Source organism: Streptomyces lushanensis, from assembly GCF_001700515.1.
Lineage (GTDB): Bacteria > Actinomycetota > Actinomycetes > Streptomycetales > Streptomycetaceae > Streptomyces > Streptomyces lushanensis.
Genome location: NZ_MAUD01000124.1, coordinates 64,147 through 88,909 on the forward strand (window position 1 = coordinate 64,147; position 24,763 = coordinate 88,909).

The window sequence follows — 24,763 nt, forward strand, 5'->3', positions numbered from 1 at the left end:
GAGGGAGTCGGAGGTCGGTGGACCCGAGGTCACGATCCGAGGGTCAGAACTTGATCCCGCCGATCATCCCCGCCACGTTCGTGGTCAGTTCGCTGATGGTGGGCGCGATGGACGAACTGGCGATGTAGAACCCGAGCAGCATGCAGACCACCGCGTGACCGGCCTTCAGCCCGGATTTCCGGACCAGCAGGAAGACGATGATCGCCAGCAGCACCACCGCCGAAATCGAGAGTGCCACGGCGGTTCACCTCCATAAATATCAGTCGGGAAAGAGCGGCATGCATGTGCCGGCAGATTCCTACCCACCTTGCGCTACGGATCATAACTATCCGTACGTAAGCATCGGTCGGTGCACGGCAGCACAGGGGGGCGCACGGGCACTAGTTTCGGTCGTATGACCTTGAGCCACGAGCACTCGTTCCCACGCCGGCACGCCAGGACCCAGCGGTTCACCCTGGGCGCTCCCCGCGCGTTCACCGTCTCGCCCGACGGAGCGCGGGTGGCCTTCCTGCGTTCCGCCTCCGGGACGGACCGCGTGAACGCCCTCTGGGTGCTCGATCTCGAAGGCTCCGGCCCCGGGGGACGGGAACGGGTCGCCGCGGACCCCAGGGCGCTGCTGGGGGGCGCCGTGGAGCAACTCTCCACCGAGGAACGGGCCCGCCGGGAGCGCAGCCGCGAGGGCGCGGAGGGCATCGTCGGCTACGCGGTGGACAATTCGGTCGAACTGGCCGCGTTCGCGCTCTCCGGGCGGCTGTACGCGGCCGAGCTGCGCGCCGGCACCGCGCGCCAACTGCCCGCACGGGGACCGGTGGTCGACCCGCGGCCCGCGCCCGACGGCCGGCACATCGCCTACGCGGCCGGGGGCGCGCTCCGGGTGATCGGCGCGGACGGCGGGGGCGACCGTGAGCTGGTGGGGCCCACGCGGGCCGAGGAGGCGGACGTCACCTACGGGCTCGCGGAGTTCATCGCCGCCGAGGAGATGGACCGTACCCGCGGTTTCTGGTGGTCGCCCGGGTCGGACCGGCTGCTGGTCGCGCGGGTGGACACCTCGCCGGTGCGGCGCTGGTGGATCTCCGATCCCTCCCGCCCGGACCGGGAGCCGGCCCGTGTCGCCTATCCCGCGGCGGGCACGCCCAACGCGGACGTACGGCTCTTCCTGGTCTCCCTGGACGGTCCCGACGGGCCGGACGGCGGGCCGGCGGAGCGTACGGAGGTGATCTGGGACCGGGTTCGCCATCCGTATCTGGCCCGGGTCCACTGGTCGTCCGCGGGCGCCCCGCTGCTGCTCGTCCAGAGCCGTGACCAGCGCGGACAGCTCTATCTGGCGGTAGACACCGAGACCGGCGCGACCAGCACCGTGCACCAGGACGAGGATCCGGCGTGGCTGGAGCTCTCGCCGGGCGTGCCGGCCCGGGCACCGGACGGGCGGCTGGTGCGGCTCGCCGACGAGGGGGGCGCGCGGGTGCTGGTGGTGGGCGACCGTCCGCTGACCGGATCGCAGTTGCATCCGCGTGCCGTTCTGGACATCGGTGACCGGGATGTCCCGATCTCGGCATCGGCCGGCGAGGAGGCCGCCGATCCCGAAATTGGCCAGATTCATGTGTACAGAGTCAGCGATCTGGGCGTCGAACGGATCTCCGCGGGCCCGGGTGTGCACTCGGCCGTACGGGCCGGCGAGGTGACCGTTCTGGTGTCGGCCGCGCCGGACGAGCCGGGCTCGTCCGCGCGGGTGCTCAGGGACGGCGAGCGGATCGCGGGCATCGTCTCCTACGCCGAGCGCCCGGTGCTCACGGCTCACGCGCGGCTCACCGAGGCGGGCGCGCACCGGATTCCGTGCGCCGTCCTGCTGCCCACCGGCCACCAGGAATCGGACGGCCCGCTTCCGGTGCTGCTGGACCCCTACGGCGGTCCGCACGGCCAGCGGGTGGTCGCCGCGCAGAACGCGTATCTGACCTCGCAGTGGTTCGCCGACCAGGGGTTCGCGGTGATCGTCGCCGACGGCCGGGGCACTCCGGGCCGCTCGCCCGGCTGGGAGAAGGCGGTCAAGCGGAATCTGCTGCTCAGCCTGGACGACCAGATCGAGGCGCTGCACGCCCTCGCGGGCCGCTTCCCGCTCGATCTGGAGCGGGTGGCCATCCGCGGCTGGTCCTTCGGCGGCTGGCTCGCCGCCCTGGCGGTCCTGCGCCGCCCCGATGTCTTCCACGCGGCGGTCTCCGGCGCGCCGGTCACCGATCTGCGGCTCTACGACACCCACTACCAGGAGCGGTACCTCGGCACCCCGCAGGAGGCGCCAGAGGTGTACGACACACATTCCCTGGTCACCGACGACGGGCTCTCGGCACCGGAGGTTCCGGTCCGGCCGCTGATGCTGATCCATGGGCTCGCCGACGACAATGTGGTGGTGGCACACACCCTCAAGCTCTCCGCGGCACTGCTCGCCGCAGGGCGGCCCCATGAAGTGCTGCCGCTCACCGGTGTGACGCATATGACACCGCAGGAACAGATCGCGGAGAATCTGCTGCTGCTCCAGGTCGACTTCCTGAAGCGGTCACTGGGCCTGGACTGACCCGGAACAGCGGTGGGGGCGGAAAGGCGACCGGCCGGGGCTCCCAGAGCCCCGGCCGATCTACGGCACCCGCACGGCCGTACGTTGTTCAGCGTGACGCGTTCGTATATCGGTGTCGGGTCCGTGAAGTTGCCTCCATGTTAACGAAATTGATGTGCTTTATTACGTTTCGCCCCCCGCGGCCGGTACGCTCCGCCGCTCCGCCGCGAAATGGCAGGCCGAGGGATGCGCGGCCGGTCCCTTCTGTCCCCGGAAGGCCACCGGGACCGTGAGCTCCGGCTCCTCCACCGCGCACCGCTCCTGCGCCTTCCAGCAGCGCGTACGGAACCGGCAGCCCGAGGGCGGACGCGCCGGTGACGGGACCTCGCCCGCCAGGATGATCCGGTCCCGGTGTGCGCGCGCCGCCGGATCGGGCGGCGGGACGGCGGAGAGCAGCGCCTGGGTGTACGGATGCGTGGGACGGTCGTAGATCTCCGAGTCCGAGCCCAGCTCGACGAGCCGTCCCAGATACATCACCCCGACGCGGTCGGAGATGTGCCGGACGACCGACAGATCATGGGCGATGAACACATAGGCCAGCCCGAACTCGTTCTGGAGCCGCTCCATCAGATTGATCACCTGCGCCTGGACGGAGACGTCGAGGGCGGAGACCGGCTCGTCGGCGACGATGACCTCCGGCCGCAGGGCGAGACCCCGGGCGATACCGATGCGCTGGCGCTGTCCGCCGGAGAACTGGTGCGGATAGCGGTTGACGTACTCCGGGTCGAGCCCGACCACGTCCAGCAGCTCCTGGACCTTGCGCCGCCGGTCGCCCTTCGGCGCCGCCTCGGGATGGATCTCGAACGGCTCCCCGACGATGTCGCCCACGGTCATCCGCGGATTGAGCGAGGTGTACGGATCCTGGAACACCATCTGGATGTTCCGGCGCACCGCCTTGAGCGCGCGGCCCGACAGCCGGGTGATGTCCTCGCCCTTGTAGCGGATCCGGCCGGACGTCGGCCGCTCCAGACCGACCAGCGTCCTCGCCACGGTCGACTTGCCGCAGCCGGACTCCCCGACGATGCCCAGGGTCTCCCCGGGGGCGAGCGCGAAGGAGACCCCGTCGACGGCCCGTACCGCCCCGATCTGCTTCCTGATCAGGACACCGCGCGTCAGCGGATAGTGCTTGACCAGATCGGTGACCTCCAGAACGGCCTCAGCCATCGAGTGTCTCCCTCCAGAAGTGGCAGGCGCTGCGCCGGCCCTCGCCGGCCTCGTACAGCGGCGGCTCGTCCGTACGGCAGATGTCCCGGGCGACCGGACAGCGTGGATGGAAGGCGCAGCCGGGCGGGACACGCAGCGGATTGGGCGGCAGGCCCCGGATCGCGTAGAGCTCGCGGCCCTTGCGGTCCAGGCGCGGGACCGAGTCCAGCAGGGCGCGGGTGTACGGATGGGCGGCGGCCCGGTGGACGGCGTGCACCGGCGCGGTCTCCACGATCCGGCCCGCGTACATCACCGCGATCCGGTCCGCGGCCTCGGCGACCACGCCCAGATCATGGGTGATCAGGATCAGCGCCATGTCCAGCTCGCGCCGCAGCCGCGCGAGCAGCTCCATGACCTGGGCCTGGACGGTCACGTCGAGCGCGGTGGTCGGCTCGTCGGCGATGATCAGCGCGGGCTCCAGCGCGAGGGCCATCGCGATCATCACGCGCTGGCGCATACCGCCGGAGAACTGGTGCGGATAGTCGCCCGCCCGCTCCCTCGCCGCCGGGATGCCGACCCGGTCCATCAGTTCGACGGCCCGCGCCCGCGCCTGTCCGCGGGACATCCCGCGGTGCACCACGAACATCTCACCGAGCTGGCTGCCGACGTCGAGCACGGGATTGAGCGCGGACAGCGCGTCCTGGAAGATCATCGCCATCTCGGCGCCCCGGATCCGGCGCCGCCGCTCCTCCTTGAGCCTCAGCAGATCGCGGCCCCGGAAGAGCACCTCACCGCCGGTGATCCGGCCGGGCGGTGTGTCCAGGATCCCCATGACCGCCTGGGCCGCGACGGACTTGCCCGACCCTGACTCGCCGAGCACGGCGAGCGTCTCACCGGCGTCCACCGCGTAACTGACGCCGTTGACGGCCCTCGCGACACCGTCGCGGGTACGGAACTCCACACGCAGATCACGTACGTCGAGCAGCATGGGTCGGACTCCCTGAGAGGGCTGTGGGGGGCGGCCGGCGAAGGCGGTGGGGGCGGCTAGCGCAGCTTCGGGTCGAGGGCGTCGCGCACCGCGTCGCCGAGCATGATGAACGCCAGCACGGTGACCGCCAGCGCACCGGCCGGCCAGAGCAGCATGTGCGGCGAGTTGCGGATGTAGGGCGAGGCGTCCGAGATGTCGATGCCCCAGGAGACGGCCGGAGGTCTGAGCCCCACACCGAGATACGAGAGCGTCGCCTCCAGCGCGATGAACGTACCGAGCGCGATGGTCGCCACCACGATCACGGGCGCGACGGCGTTGGGCAGGATGTGCCGCAGCATGATCCGTGCGGGAGAGGCGCCGAGCGCCCGTGCCGCCTGCACGTAGTCGTTCTGCTTGACGGTGATGACGGAACCGCGGGCGATCCGGGAGATCTGCGGCCAGCCGAGCAGCACCATGAAGCCGATCACCGGCCAGACGGTGGTGCCGGCCACCAGGGACAGCAGGACGAGTCCGCCGAGCACCACCGGGATCGCGAAGAAGACATCGGTGATCCGGGAGAGGACCGCGTCCCAGGCTCCGCCGTGGAAGCCCGCCAGAGCGCCGAGGACCGAGCCGGTCAGGGCGACGCCGAGGCTGGCGAGCACGCCGACGACGACCGAGGTCCTGGCGCCGTGGACCGTACGGGTGTAGACGTCGCAGCCCTGTCCGTTGAAGCCGAAGGGATGGCCGGGCCGGGAGCCCTCCTGGGCCAGGGCGAGATCGCAGGAGAGCGGATTGCGGCTCGCGATCAGGGACGGCCAGACCGAGATCACCACCAGGAAGACGATGACGAGCGCCGAGACGACGAAGACCGGATTGCGGAGCAGATCGTGCCAGGCGTCCGACCACAGACCGCGCGGCTTCCCGGTGGGCGCGCCGCCGTCGGAGCCGGCGGAACGCCGCTGCGGGGCGGCTCCCGGCTCAGGGGCGGCTCCGTGCCCGGGAGCGGCTCCCCCGTCCGGGGTGGCCGCGGCGGCGACGGCCACGGCCTCGACGGCGACGCTCCTCGGTCGGGCGCACTGCGGCTCAGGCATACCGGATCCTCGGGTCGAGAACGGCGTAGACCAGGTCGACCAGCAGATTCGCCAGCAGGAAGACGATCACGAGCACGGTGACGAAGCCGACGACGGTCTGGGTGTTCTGGCGCAGGATGCCCTGGTAGAGCTGGAATCCGACGCCATGGATGTTGAAGATCCGCTCGGTGACGATGGCGCCGCCCATCAGCGCGCCGATGTCCGTCCCGATGAAGGTGACCACCGGGATCAGTGAGTTGCGCAGCAGATGCCGGGTGATCACCCGGTGCCGGGGCAGGCCCTTGGCGACGGCCGTACGGACGTAGTCGGAGCGGGCGTTCTCGGCGACCGAGGTGCGGGTCAGCCGGGTGACGTACGCCAGCGAGACCGACGCCAGCACCAGTCCGGGCAGGATCAGCTCGCCGAGCGGCGCGGTGTACGAGACCGACGGCTGGACGATCCGCCAGGTGACGCCGAACACGAGCTGCGCCAGCAGCCCGGTGACAAAGGTCGGTACGGCGATGACCACGAGCGTCAGCAGCAGTACGGAGGTGTCGACCGGCCGGCCCCGGCGCAGCCCCGTCAGCACACCGAGGACGACCCCGACCACCAGCTCGAAGGCGACGGCCACGAGCGTGAGCCGGAGGGTGACCGGGAAGGCCGACGCCATCAGTTCGATGACCTTCTGGCCGTTGAAGGCCGTCCCGAAGTCGCCCGAGAACACATGGCCCATATAGGTCATGTACTGCTGCCACACGGGCCGGTCGAGGCCGAACTCCTGGCGCAGCCGGCTCTCGGTCGCGGGATCGCACTGTCTCTCGCCGCAGAGTCCCGCGATCGGATCGCCCATCACATGGACCATCAGAAAGATCAGCAGGGTGGCGCCGATGAAGACAGGGATCATCTGGAGCAGACGGCGGATCACATAACGTCCCATGAGGTGCTCCTCCCGCCCGGTGTCAGCGGACCGTGATCTCGTGGTAGACCGGGACGCTGAACGGGTTCAGTTCGACATGGGAGATCCGGGCCGCGTAACCGGCGCTCCCGTTCTGGTACCAGAGCGGGATCCCGGCCATCTGGTCCCGTACGACCTCCTCGGCCCGCTGGAACGTGCGGATCGCGGTCGAGGTGTCCGTATCGGCGTTGGCCTCGTTGACCAGTTCGTTGAAGCGCGCGTTGCTCCACCTGCCGTCGTTGGCCGAGCCGTTGGAGTAGTAGAGCGGCTGAAGGAAGTTCTGGATCAGCGGGTAGTCCATCTGCCAGCCCGCCCGGAACGGACCGGTCAGCTTCTTCCGGCCGATCCTGTTCCTGAAGTCCGCGAAGGTGCCGACCGGGCTGCCGACGCACGATCTGTCGTTGCCCAGCGCGTTGTTGATGCTGTTGCAGACCGCGTCCACCCACTCCTTGTGGGATCCGGTGTCGGTGTTGTACGTGATGGTCAGCCGACCGCCGGGGATACCGCCGCCCTCCGCGATCAGCCTCCTCGCCGCGGCCGGGTCGTGGGCGCAGGCCCTTCCGCAGAGCCCGGCCTTGTAGCCGCCGGCCGCGCCGAGGACCGGCGAGGTCCAGTCGGTGGCGGGGGTGCGGGTCCCGCGGAAGATCGTTTCGGTGATCTGCCGGCGGTTGATCGCCATCGAGAGGCCGGTGCGGACCTTGACCGCGCCCGGTGTGTTCCAGGCCGGGTCGTAGTAGGGGAAGGAGAGGGTCTGGAGGATGCCGGCGGGAGCGTTGATGTACCGGCCTTCGAGATCGGCCCTGACGTTCTTGAGCTGCGCGGCCGGGACGTCGTCGACCAGGTCGAGATTGCCGGAGACCAGATCGGTGTAGGCGGTGTTGCCGTCCGTGTAGACCCGCAGGTCCACCCCGCCGTTGCGCGCCTTGTCGCTGCCCGGGTATCCCTTCCAGGCGCGCAGCGACATCTGGGCGCCGCGGGTGTAGCTCTCCACCTCGTACGGGCCGTTGCCGACCGGCTTGGCGAGCCAGGCGTCGTGGTGGTCGAAGAAGGCCCGGGGCAGTGGCGCGAACGCGGCGTACCCGAGGGTGTCCGGCCAGGTGGAGAAGCGCTGGGAGAGCTTGACGGTGAAGGTCAGCGGACCGGTGACGCCGAGGCCCGTGAGCGTCTCCGCGGTGGGCCGGCCCGAGGCCGGGTGGACCTTGTCGTATCCCTCGACGTACTCGAAGAAGTACGCGTTCTTCTGATTGTTCTTCAGGTGTGCGCCGTAGTTCCAGGCGTCCACGAAGGACTTCGCGGTGACCTGTTCGCCGTTGCTGAAGGTCCAGCCGTCCTTGACGGTGACGGTGAAGTGCGTCGAGTCCGTGGTGTCGATCCGCTCGGCGAGGGCGTTCCGCGCCTTGCCGGTCCTCGGGTCGTACGTCTTCAGGCCGCGGAAGATCATGTCGAGGACCTTGCCGCCCTGGACCTCGTTGGTGTTCGCGGGCTCCAGCGGATTCTGCGGATCGCCCCAGGAGGAGGACAGCACGCCGTCCGGACCTCCGGCGCCGGCGCCGCTTCCCCCGCCGCACGAGGCCGCCGTGAGCGCGACGGCCAGCGCGCACGCGGCCCGGGTGACGGGTGCGGCTCCACGCATCGGACGTGCCTCCTCGGCGTACGTGACCCTGCGTACGTGACCTGCTGAGACCAAGATCGAACGCCGAGGCGCGATCCGCACATCCAGCCCGCGCAAATGGACGATCACACAGCACGGCACCACACGGACCGGGGCCCACACGGCCCCGCAGCACACGGCCCTGCGCCACACAGAACAGCGCCACACGGGCCGGCGCCACACAGAACAGCGCCCGGAACCGTTCGGTTCCGGGCGCCGCTCGTACGACGTACGACTACGTCAGGCCGCGTGGACGACGTCCTTCTCCTCGGCGAAGTGGCACGCCGACTCGTGCGCGGCGTGCCCGCCCGTGCCCTTGAAGCGCTCGGGAACGGCCAGCAGCGGGACCTCCGTGGCGCACTTGTCCTGCGCCTTCCAGCAGCGGGTCCGGAAGCGGCAGCCCGAGGGCGGGTTCGCCGGCGACGGGACGTCACCGCTGAGGATGATCCGCTCGCGGCCCTCACGGGCCTCCGGGTCGGGCACCGGGACCGCCGACAGCAGCGCCTGGGTGTAGGGATGCGTCGGGTGATCGTAGATCTGGGTGTCCGTACCGATCTCGGCCATCTTGCCGAGGTACATCACACCGACCCGGTCGGAGATGTGCCGCACGATCGACAGGTCGTGCGCGATGAAGATGTAGGAGAGGTTGAACTCGTCCTGGAGCTTCTCCATCAGATTGATGACCTGCGCCTGGACGGAGACGTCCAGGGCCGAGACCGGCTCGTCGCAGATGATGACCTCGGGATTGAGGGCGAGACCGCGGGCGATGCCGATGCGCTGGCGCTGGCCGCCGGAGAACTGGTGCGGATAGCGGTTGATGTACTCCGGGTTGAGACCCACGACATCGAGCAGTTCCTGGACCCTGCGGCGCCGGTCGCCCTTCGGTGCCACCTCGGGATGGATGTCGAAGGGCTCGCCGATGATGTCGCCGACGGTCATCCGCGGGTTGAGCGAGGTGTACGGGTCCTGGAACACCATCTGGATGTTCCGGCGCACCGCCTTCAGCGCGCGGCCGGACAGCCGGGTGATGTCCTGGCCCTTGAAGAAGACCTCGCCGGCGGTCGCCTTCTCCAGCGTCATCAGCAGCTTGGCGACGGTGGACTTGCCGCAGCCGGACTCCCCGACGATGCCCAGCGTCTCACCCTGGTACAGGTCGAAGGAGATGCCGTCCACGGCCTTGACCGCGCCGACCTGCTTCTTGAACAGAACGCCCTGGGTCAGCGGGAAGTGCTTGACCAGATTGCGCACCTGGAGGATCGGCTCGCCCCGCTCCACCGTCGCCTCGATGGCGGCGACGGAGTCGTCGACGGTGACGGCGTCGGCCGTCGCCACCTCGGTGACGTTCGGGGTGGCGTCCATGGAGTCGTCACTCTTCCTCGGCTCAGCCATGGATCGTCTCCTTCCAGAAGTGGCACGCGCTTCCACGGCCCGGCAGCTCGGTGCCGTCCCGCTCCGTGACGGACAGCAGGGCCGGGATCTCCGTACGGCAGATGTCCTGCGCCGCGGGGCAGCGCGGATTGAAGGCACAGCCGGCCGGGATCCGGGTGAGGTTGGGCGGCAGGCCCTTGATCGCGTACAGCTCCTGGCCCTTCTGGTCCAGGCGCGGAATCGAGTCGAGCAGGCCGCGGGTGTACGGGTGCGCGGGGCGCTTGTAGAGCTCGTGCACCGGCGCGGTCTCCACGATCCGGCCCGCGTACATGACCGCGATCTTGTCCGCGACATCGGCGACCACGCCGAGGTCGTGCGTGATCAGGATCAGGCCCATGTGGTACTCGCGCTGCAACTCCGCCAGCAGGTCCATGACCTGGGCCTGGACGGTCACGTCCAGCGCGGTGGTGGGCTCGTCCGCGATGATCAGATCCGGTTCCAGGGCCAGCGCCATGGCGATCATGATGCGCTGGCGCATTCCGCCGGAGAACTGGTGCGGATAGTCGTTGACCCGCTCCCTGGCCGCCGGGATGCGCACCCGGTCCATCAGCTCGATGGACCTGGCCTTGGCCTCCTTCTTGGAGAGGCCCAGATGGACGCGGAACATCTCGCCGAGCTGGTAGCCGACGGAGAGCACCGGGTTGAGCGAGGACAGCGCGTCCTGGAAGATCATCGCGATCTTCTGGCCGCGGATGAGCCGGCGCTCCTCGTTGCTCATCTTGAGCATGTCCTGGCCGCGGAAGAAGATCTCCCCGCGTGGAATGCGTCCCGGCGGCATGTCGAGAATGCCCATGACCGCCTGGGCGGTGACGGACTTGCCGGAGCCGGACTCGCCCAGCACGGCCAGCGTCTCGCCCGCGCTGACGCTGTAGTTGACACCGTTGACCGCCTTGGCCACACCGTCCCGGGTGTGGAACTCCACGTGCAGGTCACGGACTTCGAGCAGCGGGCCGGAAGGAACGTCCGCCGTCGTGTTGTCGATGATGGTCATGTACGCCTCCCTCAGCGCAGCTTGGGATCGAGGGCGTTGCGTACCGCATCGCCGAGCATGATGAAGGCCAGAACCGTGATCGACACCATGACCGACGGGACGATCAGGACGAACTCGGCGTTACGGAGCTGCTCCTGGCCCGACGAGATGTCGACGCCCCAGGAGACGGCCGGCTCGGCGAGCCCGATGCCCAGGAAGGACAGCGTGGCCTCGGCGGAGATGTAGCCGCCGAGCGCGATGGTCGCGACCACGATCACCGGGGCGATCGCGTTGGGCATGATGTGCCGGAGCAGGATACGGCTGGTCGAGGCGCCGAGCGCCTTGGCCGCCATCACGTAGTCCGCCTGCTTGATGGTGAGGACCGAGCCGCGCGCGACCCGGGCGATCTGTGTCCAGCCCAGGAAGGCGAGGGACAGGATCACGACCCAGATCGACCGCTCGGTGAAGGAGGTCAGCACCACCATCGCGCCGAGGATGAAGGGCACGGCGAAGAAGATGTCGGTGATCCGGGACAGGATCGTGTCGACCCAGCCGCCGAAGTAGCCGGCCAGCATCCCGACCGCGGTGCCGAGGATCGTGACGAGTCCGGTGACCACCACGGCGACGAGGATCGAGGCCCGCGCGCCGTAGACGACACGGGTGTATATCGACCGGCCCTGGATGTCGTACCCGAACCAGTCCGGAGCGAAGAGGTGGCCCCAGTTCGGCTTCTGGAGATAGTGGTTGGCGAGATCCGCGTAGCGCGGGTCGGCGCTGGTGAACAGCTGCGGGAAGGCCGCCATCGTCAGCAGGAACAGGATCAGGACCGCGGAGACGACGAAGAGCGGATTGCGCCGCAGATCGTGCCAGGCGTCCGACCAGAGACTGCGCGGCTTGCCGACCCTGCCGTCCGCCGGCGGCGCGGCCGGGGTCTCGCCCGGCAGCTCCTTGACGGTGTCCTTGAGTGCCTCAGGCATAACGGATCCTCGGGTCCAGGACCGCGTAGAGCAGGTCGACGAGCAGGCTGGTGACGAGATACACGACGACGATCAGGGTCACGATGCCCACGACCGTGGCGCCCTCGCGGTGCCTCAGCGCGTCAAAGATGTTGTAGCCGACACCCTTGATGTTGAAGATGCCCTCGGTGACGACGGCGCCGCCCATCAGGGCGCCGAGGTCGGTGCCGAGGAAGGTCACGACCGGGATCATGGAGTTGCGCATCAGGTGCACACCGATGATCCGGCGGCGCGGCAATCCCTTGGCCACCGCGGTGCGCATGTAGTCGGAGCGCAGGTTCTCGGCGACGGAGGTACGCGTCAGCCGTGCCACGTACGCCAGTGACAGGGAGCCGAGCACGACGGCCGGCAGGAACAGCTCGTCCCAGCTCGCTTCCACGCTAACGTTCGGGTCCACCCAGCCGAGCTGGAAGGCGAAGAAGTACTGGCCGAGGAAGCCGAGCACGAACGAGGGAACGGAGATCAGCAGAAGCGTCAGGACCAGCAGGGCGCGGTCCCTGAGCGTGTCGGCCTTCAGCCCGGCGAAGACGCCGATGGAGATGCCGACCAGCACGGTGAAGGCGAAGGCGAACAGCGTCAGCCGGACCGTGATCGGGAACGCCTCCGAGATGATGTCGGCGACGGGACGGCCGCTGGCGATCTGTGTGCCGAAGTCGCCCTGGAACAGGCCGGTCAGATAGTTCCAGTACTGGTGCCAGAGCGGCAGATCGAGACCGAGGTCCTTCTTCATCGCCGCGATCTGCGCGGGATCAACGGTCTGTTCTCCGGCGAGCGCGCGCACGGGATCACCGGGCAGGGCGTACATCATGGCGAAGACCAGCAAGGTTGACCCGAGGAAGACCGGGATCATCTGGAGCAGTCGCCGCGCGACATAACGCCCCATGTTTGCCTCCGAATGGATAACTGTGCAGCCCGGGGGGCCGCTCCCCTGGATACGGGGAGCGGCCCCGGGAGCCTACCGACGTTGTGGCGGCGGCTGATGGCCGAGTGGGGGATTGGCCCTCGGACGGGTTACTTGACGACCGTGACGTCGGTGAGGTTGTAGTCACCGTGGAAGTCGACCGTCACGTTGTCCACAGACTTGGAGTAGCCGCCGTTGGTCTTGTACTCCCACAGCGGGATCGCCGGCATCTTGTCGAGGAGCAGCTTCTCGGCGTCCTGGTAGGCCTTGATGGACTCGTCCAGGTTCTTGGCGTCGTCACCCTTCTTGAAGGCCGCGTCGACCTCCTTGTCGGAGAACCGGCCGTTGTTCGCCTCGGCGACCGTGCCGTACAGCTCCCGCATGAAGTTGACGTTCAGCGGGTAGTCGGCGACCCAGCCACCGCGGTACATCGCCTTGACCTGGTCGTTGTCACGCGCCTCCAGGTCGGTCTGGAAGTCCGGCTTGGCGTCCGGGATGCAGTCCACACCGGTGGCGTTGCGGATCGACTCGCAGACAGCGGTGACCCACTCCTTGTGGCCGCCGTCCGCGTTGTACTGGATCCAGATCTTGTTGCCGGGGACGCCGCCGCCCTCGGTGACAAGCTGCTTCGCCTTCGCCGGGTCGAACGTGAACACGTCGGTGTTCAGGTCCTGGTTGCCCTGCACGCCCGGCGGGGTGAAGCTGGTGGCCGGCTTGCGCGTGCCGTTGAGGACGGTCTTGGTGATCGTGTCGCGGTCGATCGCCATCGACAGACCCTGGAGGACCTTCGGGTCGATGCCCTTGAAGGTCTTCGAGTAGAACGCCGGCACGAGGCTCTGGACGGCCGCGTACGGCTGGTCGATCGCGCGGTCGCCGAGGTCCTGCTTGTACTTCGGCAGGTCCTTCGGGCCGACCTGGCGGATCATGTCCAGGTTGCCGGACAGGAGGTCCTGGTACGCGGCCTCGACGGTCGCGTAGTTCTTGAAGAGGACGCCCGCGTTCTTGGCCTTGTTCGGGCCCTGGTAGTCAGGGTTGGCCTTGACCTGGATCAGCTTCTTGTGGTCCCACTTCTCGAAGATGTAGGGACCGTTGCCGACCGGCTTCTGGCCGAACGCCTTGGTGTCCTTGTAGAACACCTCCGGCAGCGGCGCGAAGGTCGCGTAACCGAGCTTGTACTCGAAGTACGGAATCGGCGAGCTGAGCCCGATCGTGAAGGTGGTGTCGTCGACGACCTTCAGACCCGACATGGCGTCGGCCTTCGGCTCGCCCTTCTCCGGGTGGACATCGGCGTAACCGGCGATGTCGCCGAACCAGAAGGCGTTCTGCTGGTTGTTCTTGATGTTGGCGTACCAGTTCCACGCCTTGACGTAGGACTCGGCCGTGACGGGGGTGCCGTCGTGGAACTTCCAGCCCGGCTTGAGCTTGACCGTCCAGGTCTTGGAGTCGGTCGACGTCACCGACTCGGCGTTCGTGTAAACGATCTTGCCCTGGGCGTCGAAGTCCAGGAGCTGGGTGAACAGCGACTGGATCACATAGCTGCCGAGCGACTCGTTCGTGTCGGCCGGGATCAGCGGCTTCTGCGGCTCACCGACGTCGATGGAGACGTAGCCCGCGGGCTTGCCCTTCTCCGTCGAGGCGGCGGGTTCGTTGCTGTCGTCTCCGCTGCTGCTGCAGGCCGTCGCCGCGAGGGCCACGACTATCGTGCCGACTACCCACTTGGCGCTCTTGGCACCACGCATGGGTTCCTCCTCATGAGTCCACTTGTCACAACAAGAAGGGCACTGTCTACGCGCGCTGACACCCCTGACAGTGCGGCTTCCAAGTACCCCGAGTGTGCTCGTGAGTCGACGCTCCCCATGGCGTTTGACCCATTGACCCGAGCTCAATGGCCAACTATTAAGTACGGCCGGGCCGTAAACCACACTTAAAGGGTCTCGTTTTGGCAACATCGACACCCCCCGTCCGCCCGAAATCCGGACAAAGTTATCCCAGGCAGACACCCGCGAAACGGACCGTTAACACACCATCCGGTGACCACCCGCCGATAATCGGACGTGATCCCCAAAAACGAACTTGACGTCGAACCGTCCGGTCACCGTTCCGGCGGAGGTCCGCCGGAACCGGACGATCGCCTCCCGCCCGCATCCGCGGCGCGGGTGGTACGACGAACGGCCCGGCCCCCGCTTTTCCGCGGGAACCGGGCCGTCGTTCGGCATCACATCGAGCACGCCGTCCCGTCGGGAGCACGGCCCGACGGGATGACTCAGCCGTGCTTGGCCCGGGAGGCGGCGCGACCGCGCTCCTTCTGGTCCAGAACGACCTTGCGGATACGAACCGTCTCCGGGGTCACCTCGATGCATTCGTCGTCGCGGCAGAACTCCAGCGACTGTTCCAGCGAGAGCTTCCGCGGCGGGACCACATTCTCGGTGGAATCCGCGGAGGCGGCCCGCATATTGGTGAGCTTCTTCTCCTTGGTGATATTCACGTCCATGTCGTCGGAGCGTGAGTTCTCACCGATGATCATTCCTTCGTAGACCTCGGTACCGGGCTCGGTGAAGATGACACCGCGCTCCTGGAGGTTGATCATCGCGAAGGGAGTCACCGAACCCGCGCGGTCCGCCACGAGCGAACCGTTGTTCCGGGTGCGCAGCTCGCCGAACCACGGCTCGTGGCCCTCGAAGATCGAGTGCGCGATGCCCGTGCCGCGCGTCTGGGTCAGGAACTCCGTACGGAAGCCGATCAGACCGCGGGACGGCACGATCCACTCCATACGGATCCAGCCCGAGCCGTGGTTGGTCATGGTCTCCATACGGCCCTTGCGCGTCGCCATGAGCTGGGTGATCGCGCCCAGGTGCTCCTCTGGCGAGTCGATCGTCATCCGCTCGATGGGCTCGTACGTCTTGCCGTCGACCTGCTTCGTGACCACCTCGGGCTTGCCGACGGTCAGCTCGAAGCCCTCCCGGCGCATCTGCTCCACCAGGATGGCCAGCGCCAGCTCACCGCGGCCCTGCACCTCCCAGGCGTCGGGACGCTCGGTGTCCAGGACGCGCAGCGAGACGTTACCGATCAGCTCGCGGTCCAGGCGGTCCTTGACCTGGCGGGCGGTGACCTTGTGGCCCTTGCCGCCCTTGCCGACCAGCGGCGAGGTGTTCGTACCGATGGTCATCGAGATCGCGGGCTCGTCGACCGTGATCAGAGGCAGCGCGACCGGGTTCTCGGGGTCGGCCAGGGTCTCGCCGATCATGATGTCCGGGATACCGGCGATGGCGCAGATGTCACCGGGGCGCGCCTGCTCGGCCGGCTTGCGCGTGAGCGCCTCGGTCATCAGCAGCTCGGTGATACGGACGTTGGACATGGAGCCGTCACGCTTGATCCAGGTGACGGTCTGGCCCTTGCGCAGCTCGCCCTGCTCGACCCGGCAGAGCGCGATACGGCCGAGGAAGTTGTCGGCGTCCAGGTTGGTGACATGGGCCTGGAGCGGCGCGGACTCGTCGTACTCGGGGGCCGGGACATGCGAGAGGATCGTGTTGAAGAACGGCTCCAGACTGTCGCTGTCGGCGGGGACCGTGCCGTCGTCCGGCTTGGTCAGCGAGGCGACACCGTCACGCGCGCAGGCGTAGACGATCGGGAACTCGATCTGCTCCTCGGTCGCGTCCAGATCGAGGAAGAGGTCGTACGTCTCGTCGACGACCTCGGCGATCCGGGAGTCGGGGCGGTCCGTCTTGTTGATGCAGAGGATGACCGGCATCTTCGCCTGGAGCGCCTTGCGGAGCACGAAGCGGGTCTGCGGGAGCGGGCCCTCCGAGGCATCCACGAGCAGGACCACCGCGTCGACCATCGAGAGACCACGCTCGACCTCGCCGCCGAAGTCGGCGTGGCCGGGGGTGTCGATGATGTTGATGGTGATCGGGTCGCCGCCGGTCTTGGGGTGGTACTTCACGGCGGTGTTCTTGGCCAGGATCGTGATGCCCTTCTCACGCTCCAGGTCGTTCGAGTCCATCATCCGGTCGTCGAGCTGCTCGGCGGCGTGCGCGGCGAAGGCGCCGGCCTGCTTCAGCATGGCGTCGACCAGAGTGGTCTTGCCATGGTCGACGTGGGCGACGATGGCGACGTTGCGGATGTCGTGGCGCGTGGGCATGCTGGCTGGCGCTTCTCTCGATCGTGGGATGCGGCGTTCTTTCCTCGTACGCCCGCCGGGCTGACACGCCACGGCTTGTCCCATGGTACGGGGCCGGGCTCTCGGGGACTTCCCGGCCCGATGGAAGCGGCTGGTTCTGGGGTGTTCTGCTGCTGTGGAACTGCCCGGGTCAAGGACGGATACGAGCTTGCCCGCCGGGCAGGCCGGCGGGCAAACGGATTGATCGGGCGGTGAGCGGATCGCACGGCGTTGAGCTGGCGCTTTTCCGCCGCTTCATGCCTCGATCACGCTTCTTTCGCTACTTCTTCTTCTGCTCCTTGCCACCGGAGCCCGAGGTACCGGCGTTCGTGAAGCCGATGTCCTGGTACCGGGGGGCCGCGAGGCCGAAGGCTCCGGCGTTCACCACCTCCGGCTTGGCCGCGACCAGTTCCGGCCGCTGGAAGAGAGGGATGGAGCCGGCGGCGGCCCAGATCCGGGCGTCGGCCTGCTTCACCAGGGAGCGGTTGGCCTTCTCGTCGATCTCGGCCACGGCCCGGTTGAAGAGCTGGTCGATGTGGTCCGTACCGACGCGGGTGTAGTTCTGCTCCACCAGCAGGGAGCCGTCGCTGGCGGGTACGGGCTTGGCGAAGATCGGCCGGCCGTCGGTCGACGGGTAGGCGGTGGCCGGCCAGGAGTAGAGGGCCAGATCGTAGTCGCCGGAGGCGACGTGGTCCTTGAAGTAGCCCGCGTCAGGCACCTTGGTGATCTCCGTCTTGATGCCGATCCGGTCGAGCATCCGCGCGATCCGCTCGCCGACCGTGCGCAGCGCCTCCGAGCCCTCGCCCGAGGGCAGGACGAAGCGCAGGGTGAGGGCCTTGCCGTCCTTGCCGAGCGGACCGGTCATCGGGGTGGGCGAGCCCGAGACCGACGGGCTCGGGGCGGCGGCCGTGCCGCGCGGGGCGTAGGCGCCCGGCTTCTTGTCCTCGTCGTGCACGTAGCGGGCAGCCCGGACATGGCGGGGGTCGCGCACCACGGAGGCCTGGCGGAGCAGGGTCACGCCCTGGAAGGCGGCGGCGGGCGCGGGCGCGAGGACATGGGTCGCGGACTCGGGGCGCGGGGCCGTCCCGCGGGGCTTGTCGTCCTGGACGGCCCGGTCGATCTCGCCGGGGCGGGGTTCCTGGGCGCCGCGCGGCTCGTCGCCCTCCAGGTGCTCCTGGAGCGTGCGGCCCTCGTCGCCCGGCCGGATCTCCCGGCCGGAGCCGGGCTCCTCGGCGGGCGTGCGGTCCTGGCCGGGCCGCTGGTCCTGGCCGGGCCTCTGCTTCCGACCGGGCTTCTCGTCGCCGACGATGACCGTGCCCTCGCTGGAGGGAACGTCCTTGTCGTCCGCCTTGTCCCTCTTCTTCGCCTCCTCTTCCTCCTTCTTCGCCAGCTCCCGCTGCTTCGCGTCGTACTTCTTCTCGGCGGCCGACTTCTCCTTGGGCTTCTCCTCGGCCTCCTCCTCGTTCTCCTCCTCCTCGTCCTCGTCCGTCTCGGGCTTCTCGGGCTTGCTGCCCGCCTTGGCGCCGTCCTTCTTGAGGGCTCCGCCGGGCACCCAGCCCGCGTCGGCCAGCAGCGCCCGCGCCTCCTGGGCGTCCTGCTTGCCGAGCGCGGCGCTGCTGTCCGCGTACGCCTCCTGGCCCACCAGGGCCAGATGGCTGCCGAGCGGTCTGGCCGGCAGCCCGAGCGGCTTGAGCACGGTGTCGGCCAGCTCCTGGCGGTCGAGCGCGCGGGCGACGGCACGCCGTACCCGCTCGTCGGCCAGCGGTCCCTGCTCCCCGTTCAGCGCGAGCTGGGTGTAGGCGGGCTCCAGCGACTTGCGTACGACGAATCCATGGAGCGTCTTCTGCTCCTTGGCGTACCGGACGATGGCCGCGGCGGTCTGCTCGCGGGCGATCTGCGCGGCCTCGGCCTTCTCCTCGTCCGAGCCGTTGGCCAGCGCCCAGGAGCGGAGCGCGGAGGCCGGGGTGATCGCGACGCCCGGGCCGTGGGTGAGCTTCTGCTCGCCGGAGCCGCGGTCCCGGACCGCGAGGGCGATACGGTCGGCCGCGCTCTTGTCGATCTCGGCGAGGTCGAGCTTGCCGTCCGCGAGCGCCGACGCGCGTTTGCTCCTCGGCACCGCGCGCAGCACGAGCGAGTCCAGCTTGGCGGGCTCCCCCCACCAGCGGGCGCTGCGGACAAGGGTGACCTCCTTGCCCTTGCGGTCGACCTTCTTGACGCTGAAGGGCCCGGCCGTCGTCTTGAGACTGGACCTGGCCCCGTCGTTGAAGGAGTTGGGCGTGCCCGTCACATCCTTCGGATAGAGCGGGGTGAAGAGGGACCGCCAGTCCGCGTACGGCTTGCTGAAGGTGACTCTGACCTCAAGGTCGTTGGCTCCGCGCTCGATCTTCTCGATCCGTTCGTAACCGGCGTTGCGCGCGGTCCAGTACGCGGAGTCCTTGCCGCTCAGCGCACGCCACTGGGCCACGAAGTCGGGGGCCCCGATCTCACGGCCGTCGCTCCACACCGCCTGCTGGTTGAGCTTGTAGAGCACGACCTGTTTGGGCTCGCGCTCGACGATCTTCGCGGATTCCAGATAGTCCGGATTGCGCTGCGGACGGCCTCGTTTGTCCAGCGTGAAGAGTGAGGGAAGCACGGCGGCGGCGATCCGGCTGGTGGCGCCGTCCGCGTCGGCCTGGAAGGCGTTGAGCGTCGAGGGCATGGTGTCGATCGCCCAGCGCAGGGATCCGCCCGCGGTCACATGGTCCCGTCCCGCGGCCGCGATGTCCGGGGCGGCGTCCGCGCTCACGTCGTCTTCCGAGCTGCACGCGGACAGGACGGGCAGGGCGAGCACACCGGTGGTGAGGAGCGCGAGGGAGCGGAGCGTTCGGGAGCATGTCCTCCCGCGTGGGGCGCCGACGTGGGACATGTCTAGTACCTCTTCGTCCTGTTTGTGGAATTTAGAGATGATCACACCTATTGCCCACTCACTGAAGTTGAAAGGCACGGAACCGGCCCGGTGACACGTCGCCTCGTGGGGCAAACGCCACTCGCACGGTCCAACCGCTCCGCCGCACGGGCGACCGGCCCGCCGGGGTGGCGGCCGGTAGGGGTGGCGGCCCGCCGGGGTGGCGGCTGGTCGGGGCTCTTGTGGAAGGCGGGTGTGACGCGCGACACTCTCAGGCGCATACAGAGGGCCGCCCGAGGGGCGACTTCTCGGTTCTGTCCCGTCCTGTCCGGACGGACCGAACCCGGATCCCCGCATGCCGCCCGCGACCGCGGAAGTGAGGGCAACTCATGTCCCTTCAGGACGATTTGACAGCGGTCAAGCGCTGCCTGGACGACCTGGTCCGTACGGTCGGACGGCTGGAGCAGAGTCTGGCGAGAGCCCACGAGAACGAGTTCCGATCCCCGTCGGCCGGCCGCGCCGACGACCTGGTGACCATCTCCGACACTCCGTACGACAGCGCGCTGTGGACGGACTCGGACGACGAGGGCCTGGGTGTGCGCGACCGGCGAGCGCCCTGAGCCCCCAGGAGACCCGTTGGCCACCGGTACGCAACCCCCACCAGCCCGTACGGGTGTGCGCGGCGCCTCGCGCGCCGCCATCGCACCCCGCCATCTGCGGACGGACCGCTGGTGGCTGGCGCCCGCCGCGACCGCCGCGGGGCTGCTCGCCTTCATCGTGTACTCGACCTGGCGGGCCTTCGCGAACAGCGACTACTACGCCGCGCCCTATGTCTCGCCGTTCTACTCGCCCTGTCTGGCGGAGAACTGCGCGCCGATGCGCGACGGCCCCAACTGGGAGATCCTCGGAAGCTGGTGGGGCCTCTCGCCCGCGCTGCTGATCCTGATCTTCCCGCTGGGTTTCCGGCTGACCTGCTACTACTACCGCAAGGCGTACTACCGGGGCTTCTGGGCCTCACCGCCCGCCTGCGCCGTCGCCGAGCCGCACACGGCGTACACCGGCGAGACCCGCTTCCCGCTGATCCTCCAGAACATCCACCGGTACTTCTTCTACGCCGCCGTGCCGGTCGCCGGCATCCTCACGTACGACACGGTGCTCTCCTTCCGCGACGAGGAGTACGCCTGGGGCCATATGGGGCTCGGTTCGCTGATCTTCCTGGTCAACATCGGGCTGATCTGGGCGTACACGCTCTCCTGCCACTCCTGCCGGCATGTCATCGGCGGCCGGCTCCGGCACTTCTCCAGGCATCCGGTGCGCTACCGGCTCTGGGGCTGGGTGGGCAGGCTCAACAACCGCCACATGCAGCTCGCCTGGGCCTCACTGATCAGCGTCGCCGTCTCCGACTTCTATGTCTATCTGCTCGCCACGGGGGCCTTCGACGATCCGCGCTTCTTCTAGGAACAGGGAGACCCTTCGGACATGACGCAACTCGAACGCCGTCAGTGGGACGTCGTGGTGGTGGGCGCGGGTGGCGCGGGACTGCGGGCCGCCGTCGAGGCGCGCGAGCGGGGCGCCCGTACCGCCGTCATCTGCAAGTCCCTCTTCGGCAAGGCCCATACGGTGATGGCCGAGGGCGGTATCGCCGCCTCCCTGGGCAATGTGAACGCGGGCGACAGCTGGCGGGTGCACTTCCGCGACACCCTGCGCGGCGGAAAGTTCCTCAACCAGTGGCGGATGGCGGAGCTGCACGCGCGGGAGGCACCGGACCGGGTCTGGGAGCTGGAGACCTGGGGCGCGCTCTTCGACCGTACGCCCGACGGCAGGATCTCCCAGCGCAACTTCGGCGGGCACGAGTATCCGCGGCTCGCCCATGTCGGCGACCGCACGGGCCTGGAGCTGATCCGTACGCTCCAGCAGAAGATCGTCTCGCTGCAACAGGAGGACTTCCGCGAGTACGGGGACTACGAGGCGCGCCTCAAGGTCTACCAGGAGTGCACGGTCACCCGGATCCTCAAGGACACCGGCGGCGAGACGGACGGCGGCTCCACCGCCGTTACCGGCACCGGCGGCACGGACGGCGGGCGGGTCGCGGGCGCGTTCTGCTACGAGCGGGAGTCCGGGCGCTTCTTCGTCCTGGAGGCTCCCGCCGTCGTCCTCGCCACGGGCGGTATCGGCAAGTCCTTCAAGGTGACCTCGAACTCCTGGGAGTACACCGGTGACGGGCACGCGCTGGCGCTGCTCGCCGGGGCTCCGCTGCTGAACATGGAGTTCGTGCAGTTCCATCCGACCGGAATGGTCTGGCCGCCGTCGGTGAAGGGCATCCTCGTCACCGAGTCGGTGCGCGGCGACGGCGGAGTGCTGCGCAACTCCGAGGGCAAGCGGTTCATGTTCGACTACATCCCCGACGTCTTCAAGGAGAAGTACGCGGAGTCGGCGGAGGAGGGCGACCGCTGGTACGAGGATCCGGACCGCAACCGGCGCCCGCCCGAGCTGCTCCCCCGCGACGAGGTGGCCCGCGCCATCAACTCCGAGGTCAAGGCGGGCCGCGGCTCACCGCACGGCGGTGTCTACCTCGATGTCTCCAGCCGGATGCCCGCCGAGGTGATCCGCCGCCGGCTGCCGTCGATGTACCACCAGTTCAAGGAACTGGCGGACGTCGACATCACGGCGGAGGCGATGGAGGTCGGGCCCACCTGTCACTACGTGATGGGCGGCATCGCCGTCGACTCGGACACGGCCGCCGCCTCCGGTGTGCTGGGGCTGTACGCGGCGGGTGAGGTGGCCGGCGGGATGCACGGCTCCAACCGGCTCGGCGGCAACTCCCTCTCCGATCTGCTGGTCTTCGGGCGCCGCGCGGGACTGCACGCCGCCGAGTACGCCCTGGGATTCGGGGCGGACGCGCGGGCGCGGCCGGCGCCGGACGAGGCGCCGATCGACGCGGCGGCGGCCGAGGCACTCCGCCCGTTCGGCGGCGTGGCGGAGAGCGGCGCGGTGGCCGGGGGCGCGGTGATCGACGGCGCGGTGGCCGTGGGCGCGGTGGAGAATCCGTACACCCTCCATCAGGAACTCCAGCAGACGATGAACGATCTGGTCGGCATCATCCGGCGCGAGGGCGAGATGGAACAGGCCCTGGAGAAACTGGCCGAGCTGCGGACACGGGCCGAGCGCGCCGTGGTCGAGGGCCACCGCCAGTTCAATCCCGGCTGGCACCTCGCGCTCGATCTGCGGAACATGCTGCTGGTCAGCGAGTGTGTGGCGCGGGCGGCCCTGGAGCGTACGGAGAGCCGCGGCGGTCACACCCGGGAGGACTGGCCCGCCATGGACCGCGACTGGCGCCGGATCAATCTGTACTGCCGGCTCACCGGGGCGACCGGTCCCGCCGAGGGCCGGATCGCGCTCACGCGCCGGACGACCGAGCCCCTACGTCCCGATCTGCTCGCCCTGTTCGACAAGGAAGAGCTGGTCAAGTATCTCGCCGAAGAGGAGCTTCACGAGTGAGCGCGAGTACGGGTACGAACGCGAGCACGGGTACGGGCGCGGGCGCGTCCACCGCGTACGAGGCGAAGTTCCGGGTCTGGCGTGGTGACGCCGACGGCGGGGAGCTGACGGACTTCACGGTCGAGGTGAACGACGGCGAGGTCGTCCTCGACATCATCCACCGCCTCCAGGCCACCCAGGCGGCGGATCTGGCGGTGCGCTGGAACTGCAAGGCGGGCAAGTGCGGTTCGTGCAGCGCGGAGATCAACGGACGGCCGCGGCTGATGTGCATGACGCGGATGTCGGTCTTCTCGCGCGAGGAGACGATCACGGTCACTCCGCTGCGGGCCTTCCCGGTGATCCGGGATCTGGTGACGGATGTGTCGTTCAACTACACCAAGGCGCGTGAGGTGCCGTCGTTCGTACCGCCGCCGGGTGTCGCCGCCGGCGAGTACCGGATGCAGCAGATCGATGTGGACCGCTCGCAGGAGTTCCGTAAGTGCATCGAGTGCTTCCTGTGCCAGGACACCTGCCATGTGGTGCGGGACCACGAGGAGAACAAGAGCTCCTTCGCCGGGCCGCGCTTCCTGATGCGGGTGGCCGAGCTGGACATGCATCCGCTGGACGCCGCCGAGGAGTCCGGGCTCGACCGCAAGAAGACGGCTCAGGACGAGCATGGGCTGGGCTACTGCAACATCACCAAATGCTGTACGGAGGTGTGCCCGGAGCACATCAAGATCACGGACAACGCCCTGATCCCGCTGAAGGAACGGGCGGTGGACCGGAAGTACGACCCGCTGGTGTGGCTGGGCAATAAGATCCGGCGCCGCGGCGAGTAGGGCGCACACACAGGGGCTGGGCCGGCGGCCGGCCCAGCCCCTGTGCGCCCGGCCGGGTCTTGTGCGCCCGGCCGGGTCCTGTCCGGCCGGAGGGGACTTGGGGCCGTTCAGCCGAGCAGCTTCACGATCGCGTCGGTGGTGTCGGTCTCGCCGATCGCCGGGAAGATCTTCTCGACGGAGTTGCGGTGGGCGCCCTCGTCGGTGTCGGTGACCGCGTCGGTGACCACGGTGACGTTGTAGCCGTGCTCGTGCGCGGCGCGGGCGGTGGACTCGACGCCCTTGCTGGTGGCGATGCCCGTCAGCACGACCTGGGTGACCCCGAGACGGCGCAGCCGGGTATCGAGGTCGGTGCCGTGGAAGGCGCCCCAGGTCTGCTTGGTGACAACGATGTCGCCTTCCTGCTGCCCCAGTTCCGGCAGGAGGTCCGCCCAGTCGGGGGGAAACGGAACGCCACCCGTGCGGCCTTCGGTACGGCCGGGTGCGCCGCCGGTGACATGGACGAGCACGACGGGCAGGCCCTTGGCCCGGAAGGCGGCGGCGAGTTCGGCGGAGCGGGCCACGACGCCGTCGGCCGGGTGGACGGTGGGCCGGGAGACGATGCCCTTCTGGAGGTCGACGACGACCAGAGCGGTCCCGGGGTCGAGTGTGGTGGCGGTCATGGTGGTACTCCTTCGGAACGGTGGGTGCGGGAACTGTGG

19 protein-coding genes are annotated in these 24,763 nt (G+C 68.8%); 5 read left to right on the plus strand and 14 right to left on the minus strand.

Going from position 1 to position 24,763, the window contains the following annotated elements:
• Positions 1 to 43: 43 nt before the first annotated feature.
• Entirely contained in the window at positions 44 to 238 is a 195-nt protein-coding gene (locus BFF77_RS11680; RefSeq protein WP_046497980.1) for a hypothetical protein, read from the minus strand.
• A 156-nt stretch (positions 239 to 394) separates the two neighbouring features.
• Between BFF77_RS11680 and BFF77_RS11685 the strand changes: the two genes are divergently transcribed.
• Positions 395 to 2,566, plus strand: a complete 2,172-nt coding sequence (locus BFF77_RS11685; RefSeq protein ID WP_066947391.1) for a prolyl oligopeptidase family serine peptidase — start codon at positions 395 to 397, stop codon at positions 2,564 to 2,566.
• A gap of 162 nt (positions 2,567 to 2,728) precedes the next feature.
• On the opposite strand, the gene BFF77_RS11690 is transcribed toward BFF77_RS11685, so the two are convergent.
• The 12 genes from BFF77_RS11690 to BFF77_RS11745 all read right to left on the minus strand — a co-directional run bounded on the left by BFF77_RS11690 (position 2,729) and on the right by BFF77_RS11745 (position 19,770).
• Positions 2,729 to 3,769, minus strand: coding sequence for an ABC transporter ATP-binding protein (locus tag BFF77_RS11690; protein ID WP_066947394.1), 1,041 nt, complete (start codon positions 3,767 to 3,769; stop codon positions 2,729 to 2,731).
• Entirely contained in the window at positions 3,762 to 4,736 is a 975-nt protein-coding gene (locus tag BFF77_RS11695; protein ID WP_066947397.1) for an ABC transporter ATP-binding protein, read from the minus strand. Before BFF77_RS11695 ends, BFF77_RS11690 begins: the two co-directional genes overlap by 8 nt.
• A gap of 56 nt (positions 4,737 to 4,792) precedes the next feature.
• The gene (locus BFF77_RS11700) at positions 4,793 to 5,809 is read right to left on the minus strand and encodes an ABC transporter permease (protein WP_066947399.1); all 1,017 of its coding nucleotides are present in this window, start codon (positions 5,807 to 5,809) and stop codon (positions 4,793 to 4,795) included.
• Positions 5,802 to 6,725 (minus strand): ABC transporter permease, encoded by a 924-nt coding sequence (locus tag BFF77_RS11705; RefSeq protein WP_066947403.1) that lies wholly within the window; start codon positions 6,723 to 6,725, stop codon positions 5,802 to 5,804. The genes BFF77_RS11700 and BFF77_RS11705 overlap by 8 nt, the downstream gene beginning before the upstream one ends.
• 22 nt (positions 6,726 to 6,747) lie before the next feature.
• Positions 6,748 to 8,376, minus strand: a complete 1,629-nt coding sequence (locus BFF77_RS11710; protein WP_066947406.1) for a peptide ABC transporter substrate-binding protein — start codon at positions 8,374 to 8,376, stop codon at positions 6,748 to 6,750.
• Positions 8,377 to 8,634: 258 nt separating this feature from the next.
• A complete protein-coding gene (locus tag BFF77_RS11715) occupies positions 8,635 to 9,783 on the minus strand; it encodes an ABC transporter ATP-binding protein (protein WP_066947409.1) in 1,149 nt (382 codons plus the stop codon).
• A complete protein-coding gene (locus BFF77_RS11720; RefSeq protein WP_066947412.1) occupies positions 9,776 to 10,813 on the minus strand; it encodes an ABC transporter ATP-binding protein in 1,038 nt (345 codons plus the stop codon). The genes BFF77_RS11715 and BFF77_RS11720 overlap by 8 nt, the downstream gene beginning before the upstream one ends.
• An 11-nt stretch (positions 10,814 to 10,824) precedes the next feature.
• A complete protein-coding gene (locus BFF77_RS11725) occupies positions 10,825 to 11,769 on the minus strand; it encodes an ABC transporter permease (protein ID WP_066947416.1) in 945 nt (314 codons plus the stop codon).
• Positions 11,762 to 12,691, minus strand: a complete 930-nt coding sequence (locus tag BFF77_RS11730; RefSeq protein WP_066947419.1) for an ABC transporter permease — start codon at positions 12,689 to 12,691, stop codon at positions 11,762 to 11,764. The genes BFF77_RS11725 and BFF77_RS11730 overlap by 8 nt, the downstream gene beginning before the upstream one ends.
• Before the next feature lie 128 nt (positions 12,692 to 12,819).
• Positions 12,820 to 14,448, minus strand: coding sequence for a peptide ABC transporter substrate-binding protein (locus tag BFF77_RS11735; protein ID WP_066947422.1), 1,629 nt, complete (start codon positions 14,446 to 14,448; stop codon positions 12,820 to 12,822).
• Positions 14,449 to 14,972: 524 nt separating this feature from the next.
• The gene (gene typA, locus BFF77_RS11740; protein WP_066947425.1) at positions 14,973 to 16,847 is read right to left on the minus strand and encodes a translational GTPase TypA; all 1,875 of its coding nucleotides are present in this window, start codon (positions 16,845 to 16,847) and stop codon (positions 14,973 to 14,975) included.
• A gap of 298 nt (positions 16,848 to 17,145) precedes the next feature.
• On the minus strand, positions 17,146 to 19,770 hold the full coding sequence (locus tag BFF77_RS11745; RefSeq protein WP_066947428.1) for an ABC transporter substrate-binding protein: 2,625 nt from the start codon (positions 19,768 to 19,770) through the stop codon (positions 17,146 to 17,148).
• A gap of 368 nt (positions 19,771 to 20,138) precedes the next feature.
• Here BFF77_RS11745 and BFF77_RS11750 point away from each other — a divergent pair, with 368 nt between their 5' ends.
• Genes BFF77_RS11750 through BFF77_RS11765 form a run of 4 tightly spaced genes read left to right on the plus strand, consistent with a single transcriptional unit; the run spans position 20,139 to position 24,065 of the window.
• Positions 20,139 to 20,369, plus strand: a complete 231-nt coding sequence (locus tag BFF77_RS11750; protein WP_066947431.1) for a hypothetical protein — start codon at positions 20,139 to 20,141, stop codon at positions 20,367 to 20,369.
• 16 nt (positions 20,370 to 20,385) lie between these two features.
• Positions 20,386 to 21,207, plus strand: coding sequence for a hypothetical protein (locus BFF77_RS11755; protein WP_066947433.1), 822 nt, complete (start codon positions 20,386 to 20,388; stop codon positions 21,205 to 21,207).
• A 21-nt stretch (positions 21,208 to 21,228) separates the two neighbouring features.
• A complete protein-coding gene (locus BFF77_RS11760; protein WP_066947436.1) occupies positions 21,229 to 23,247 on the plus strand; it encodes a fumarate reductase/succinate dehydrogenase flavoprotein subunit in 2,019 nt (672 codons plus the stop codon).
• Positions 23,244 to 24,065, plus strand: coding sequence for a succinate dehydrogenase/fumarate reductase iron-sulfur subunit (locus BFF77_RS11765; protein ID WP_066947438.1), 822 nt, complete (start codon positions 23,244 to 23,246; stop codon positions 24,063 to 24,065). Before BFF77_RS11760 ends, BFF77_RS11765 begins: the two co-directional genes overlap by 4 nt.
• A 107-nt stretch (positions 24,066 to 24,172) precedes the next feature.
• On the opposite strand, the gene BFF77_RS11770 is transcribed toward BFF77_RS11765, so the two are convergent.
• Positions 24,173 to 24,724 (minus strand): isochorismatase family protein, encoded by a 552-nt coding sequence (locus BFF77_RS11770; RefSeq protein ID WP_066947440.1) that lies wholly within the window; start codon positions 24,722 to 24,724, stop codon positions 24,173 to 24,175.
• Between the last annotated feature and the right edge of the window lie 39 nt (positions 24,725 to 24,763).

Excerpts from the sequence above, each read along its gene's own strand:
- BFF77_RS11745 (WP_066947428.1), bottom strand. The coding sequence starts at position 19,770 with ATGTCCCACGTCGGCGCCCCACGCGGGAGGACATGCTCCCGAACGCTC.
- BFF77_RS11700 (WP_066947399.1), bottom strand. The coding sequence starts at position 5,809 with ATGCCTGAGCCGCAGTGCGCCCGACCGAGGAGCGTCGCCGTCGAGGCC.
- BFF77_RS11735 (WP_066947422.1), bottom strand. The coding sequence starts at position 14,448 with ATGCGTGGTGCCAAGAGCGCCAAGTGGGTAGTCGGCACGATAGTCGTG.
- BFF77_RS11695 (WP_066947397.1), bottom strand. The coding sequence starts at position 4,736 with ATGCTGCTCGACGTACGTGATCTGCGTGTGGAGTTCCGTACCCGCGAC.
- BFF77_RS11690 (WP_066947394.1), bottom strand. The coding sequence starts at position 3,769 with ATGGCTGAGGCCGTTCTGGAGGTCACCGATCTGGTCAAGCACTATCCG.
- BFF77_RS11770 (WP_066947440.1), bottom strand. The coding sequence starts at position 24,724 with ATGACCGCCACCACACTCGACCCCGGGACCGCTCTGGTCGTCGTCGAC.
- BFF77_RS11750 (WP_066947431.1), top strand. The coding sequence starts at position 20,139 with ATGTCCCTTCAGGACGATTTGACAGCGGTCAAGCGCTGCCTGGACGAC.
- BFF77_RS11705 (WP_066947403.1), bottom strand. The coding sequence starts at position 6,725 with ATGGGACGTTATGTGATCCGCCGTCTGCTCCAGATGATCCCTGTCTTC.
- BFF77_RS11725 (WP_066947416.1), bottom strand. The coding sequence starts at position 11,769 with ATGCCTGAGGCACTCAAGGACACCGTCAAGGAGCTGCCGGGCGAGACC.
- BFF77_RS11720 (WP_066947412.1), bottom strand. The coding sequence starts at position 10,813 with ATGACCATCATCGACAACACGACGGCGGACGTTCCTTCCGGCCCGCTG.
- BFF77_RS11685 (WP_066947391.1), top strand. The coding sequence starts at position 395 with ATGACCTTGAGCCACGAGCACTCGTTCCCACGCCGGCACGCCAGGACC.
- BFF77_RS11710 (WP_066947406.1), bottom strand. The coding sequence starts at position 8,376 with ATGCGTGGAGCCGCACCCGTCACCCGGGCCGCGTGCGCGCTGGCCGTC.
- BFF77_RS11730 (WP_066947419.1), bottom strand. The coding sequence starts at position 12,691 with ATGGGGCGTTATGTCGCGCGGCGACTGCTCCAGATGATCCCGGTCTTC.
- typA (WP_066947425.1), bottom strand. The coding sequence starts at position 16,847 with ATGCCCACGCGCCACGACATCCGCAACGTCGCCATCGTCGCCCACGTC.
- BFF77_RS11715 (WP_066947409.1), bottom strand. The coding sequence starts at position 9,783 with ATGGCTGAGCCGAGGAAGAGTGACGACTCCATGGACGCCACCCCGAAC.
- BFF77_RS11760 (WP_066947436.1), top strand. The coding sequence starts at position 21,229 with ATGACGCAACTCGAACGCCGTCAGTGGGACGTCGTGGTGGTGGGCGCG.